This window comes from Methylobacterium sp. WL103, from assembly GCF_008039885.1.
In the GTDB taxonomy this organism is placed as follows: Bacteria; Pseudomonadota; Alphaproteobacteria; order Rhizobiales; family Beijerinckiaceae; genus Methylobacterium; species Methylobacterium cerastii.
The window spans coordinates 1-3,391 of record NZ_VRUX01000471.1 but is presented as its reverse complement, the minus strand read 5'-3'; the positions used below and the strand labels follow the sequence as shown (position 1 = coordinate 3,391).

3 protein-coding genes are annotated in these 3,391 nt (G+C 72.3%); all 3 read right to left on the bottom strand.

Going from position 1 to position 3,391, the window contains the following annotated elements:
* Positions 1–1,122, bottom strand: a 1,122-nt coding sequence (locus FV222_RS20735) for an SDR family oxidoreductase (protein ID WP_147815534.1), incomplete at its 3' end; no start/stop codon positions are given.
* Positions 1,123–1,301: 179 nt separating this feature from the next.
* Complete coding sequence (locus tag FV222_RS20730) at positions 1,302–2,072, bottom strand: MipA/OmpV family protein (protein WP_187273638.1); 771 nt, start codon at positions 2,070–2,072, stop codon at positions 1,302–1,304.
* A gap of 253 nt (positions 2,073–2,325) precedes the next feature.
* Positions 2,326–3,391 (bottom strand): endo-1,4-beta-xylanase (locus FV222_RS20725; protein ID WP_147815533.1); only part of this gene is annotated, 1,066 nt, incomplete at its 5' end.

Sequence of the window (3,391 nt, the reverse complement as noted above, 5' to 3'; positions counted from 1 at the left end):
GGCCTCGGGCGCGGGGGGCGGCACGGCGAACATCTCGATGTCGTCGGCGAACTGCTCCACGATCGTCGCCCCGTTCGCCAGGCACACCGGCAGGTAGGCCGGCAGCGTTGGCGCGGGCGCAAAGCCCTCGGCGAGCAGGCGATCGTTGGCGAAGGTCACGTCGAGGGCGCAGAACGCATAGTACGCGCGGACGGCGCGGAGCATCGCCTGCTTCAGCGACCCGTCGAGGCCGAACACCTCGGCGAAGCGCCGGCGCAGCACGGCGCGGTCGGCGACGAGGTCGAACTGCCGGAAGGCGCGCCGTCCGTCGCTCGGCTCCGCCGCCTCGAAGGCGGCGATGACCTCGGCCCAGGTGGTACGGCCGCGGGCGCCGGCCGAGAGGTGGTAGAGGTCGTGGGCGAGCGTCGGCTTGGTCAGGAGCCCGATCAGGGTCTCGGCGACCCAGTCGGCCGGGACGACGTCGACGTGGCTCTCCGGCGCGCAGGGCAGCATGCGCAGGGCGTCTGCGGCGCGCAGCACCCATAGGATGCTGGAGCTCGGCCCCGCGCCGAGGCTCGCATGGCCGACGACGATCGAGGGGCGGGCGACGACGACCGGCAGGTCGGGGAAGTGCTCGGCCAGCGAGGTCTCGGTCGCCGCCTTGGAGACCGTGTAGGCGACCATGTGCCGGGCGTCGGCCGCCGGGTAGTCGTCCTCGGCGACGAATTCGTCGGCGTCGGCGCCGCAGATCATCGCGGTGCCCACATGGAGAAAGCGCTGCAGGTCTGGCATCGCCCGGGCGCGCCGTGCCAGCGCCAGCGTTCCGTCGTGGTTGGTGCGGTAGACGCGCTCGTCGCCCCACCACGAGGTGTCGGCCGCCAAGTGCAGCACATGGGTGCAGTCGTCGAGGCGCGGGTCCCGGTCGATGTCGGCCCGAGTGAAGTCGCCGGGCACCACTTCGACCTTGCGGGCGAGGCGCTGGGCGGTGAAGGCGTCGGTGAAGCGGGAAAGCCGCGCCGCGATGCGCTGCCGGCCCTGCTCGACGCCGGCGCAGCGCACGAGGCAGACCCAGGTCGCGTCGTCGCCGCCTTCGAGCGCCCGGTGCAGAACCGCACCGCCGATCAGCCCTGTCGCACCCGTCAACAGTATCCGTGGCACGGTCCGCCCCCCTCTTTCGAAGAGGCATAGCCAGAAACGTTTGGATATAATCCCTGGAATCGTTGCGTCAGCGACGATCGGGGTTCGATTGTGCCCGACCAGCAACATTCACGCATTCGTGAGTATCAACACCACGTTATACCTTCGGTTGTCGCTGCACCCCGTCACCGATCGGTCCGAATCGAGTAGATCGCCCCCACAGACACCGTGACGTCGTTCGGCGTGCCGACGCGCCGGACGATCGGGCTTCCGGCGGCCGAGGCGACGAGACGGTCGTAGCGGACGGAGCCGAGCGTCCGCCACGCGTCGGACCAGTCGTAGGCCAGGGCCACGATCGCGCCGGCCGAGCGGGTTCCGCCGGTCGCGCGATAGGGCGTCAGGCGCGGGTTAGCGTTCGCGGAGGCCACCGGCACGTCGAAGTCGAGGCGCATCGCGGCGGCATCCCCGAGCACGAGGCGGGGGCCGCCGCTCAAGGTGAAGCGGCCGGCGGTGCCGACGAGGTCGGCGCCGAGCTTGGCGACGACGCCGTCATGGGCACGCAGCCCCTGCGTGACCTCGGCGCGGAGCCGCAGGACGTCGTCCACCGGCCAGACCTCGCCGAACAGGCCGAGCGCCGCCGCGACCGGGCGGCGCGGCAAGCCTGCGAGGCTGCGGTCGTCGTGCACGGAGCGGCCGCTGCGGACATCGAGCACGGCCCCGGCCTGGATCGCGGGGGCGTCCACCAAGGCGACGTCGAGGGCGTCGTCGGGCGAGAACCATTCGCGGGGGGCGTCCACCTTGCGGAAGGAGGCGTAGGGCAGCCCCCAGAGGCCGACCGCGCGGGCGCCCTGGAAGCGCGCGCCGGTCCCGGCGAAGCCCCCGACGGAGATCACGGTGCCCGGCTCGAACAGGGCCGCGAGGTCGTCGGCACACCCGGGCGACGGACCGAGGGCCACGCAAAACGCGATCCATCCCGCAGCGAATCCCACGGGTGCGCGGATCGTCCTCTGCCGAGCCCGCATCCGGCCGCTCGCGCTCAAACCCGGCCTCCCACGGCTCGACCGCCGCGCGCGAACGTCCCGACCGGCCATCGCGACCTTTCACGGATCGGCCGGCTCGGAAACGGCCGGCGCGATCATTTTCCCGCGACCTCTCCGCACCGGACTCACGGCCGCAGGAACACACGCGGAGCGTGAGGGCGGGCGCGGCCTAGCGCAGCTTCGCCCGCGCCGCCGAATGGTCCGGCGCCTGGCCGAACACCGCCTTCATCGCATGCCAGAGCGGCTTGCGCTTGAACTGCGCATCGAGCGGAAGCGCGCGCTGCGGCAGGCCGTCCGGACGCTTGCGGTAGGGGTGGTCGTTCAGCCAGGTGTCGGGGTCGTAGAGGTCCCAGGACATCACGTTCAGCACGGCGGGCTCGGCCGCCACCACCTCGAGGTAGGATTTCGCGAGGTCGGCGACCTTGCGATCGCGGGTGGCGACGTCGGCAGGGAACGCCCGGTCGTCGATGTCGAACTCGGTGATCTCGATGCCGAGCCCCATCGCCCCGATCTCCCGGAGGAAGCGACGGAGCTGGCCCTGGTCGATCGGCACCGTGCTGGTGATGTGCGATTGCAGGCCGAAGCGGCGGATCGGCACGCCGCGCGCCAGCATGCCCTCCAGACGCTTGAGCACGCGGATGCGGCGCGCCTCCATCCACGGCACGCCCTGCTCGACCGCGTCCTCGTTCCAGCACCCGGCCGCCTTCGGGTCGACCTCGTGCAGGATGCGGAAGGCGAGATCGACGTAACCGGGGCCGAGCGCCGTCAGCCACGGGCTCTCGCGCAATCCCTCCGGGCCGCCGCCGTCCTGCGACAGCACCTCGTTGACCACGTCCCAGGAGGCGATCTGCCCGCGGTAGCGGCCGGCCACGGTCTCGATCCAGCGGCGCAAAAAATCCTCCGCCTGGGGGGCGGTGGCCCGGGCCAGCAGCGGGCGCACCCAAGGCGGCAGCGCCTCGTGCCAGACCAGGGTATGCCCGCGCATCCGCTGGCCGTTGCTGCGGGCGAAGCGAACCAGGGCGTCGGCCTGCGCGAAGTCTGTCTTCCCCGGCTCGGGCCGCACCACCTCCATCTTCATCTCGGTGCCGCAGACCAGCATCCCGGCCTCCCGTGCCACCGCCTGCCGGTAGGCAGGGTCGCGCGCGAAGCGGAAGCCGGGCACCTCGGCGCCATAGGTCAGCCCGGTGCGGGCGGCGGCCGCCTGCAGGCTGTCGGCCGCCCAGGACGGCCGGCCC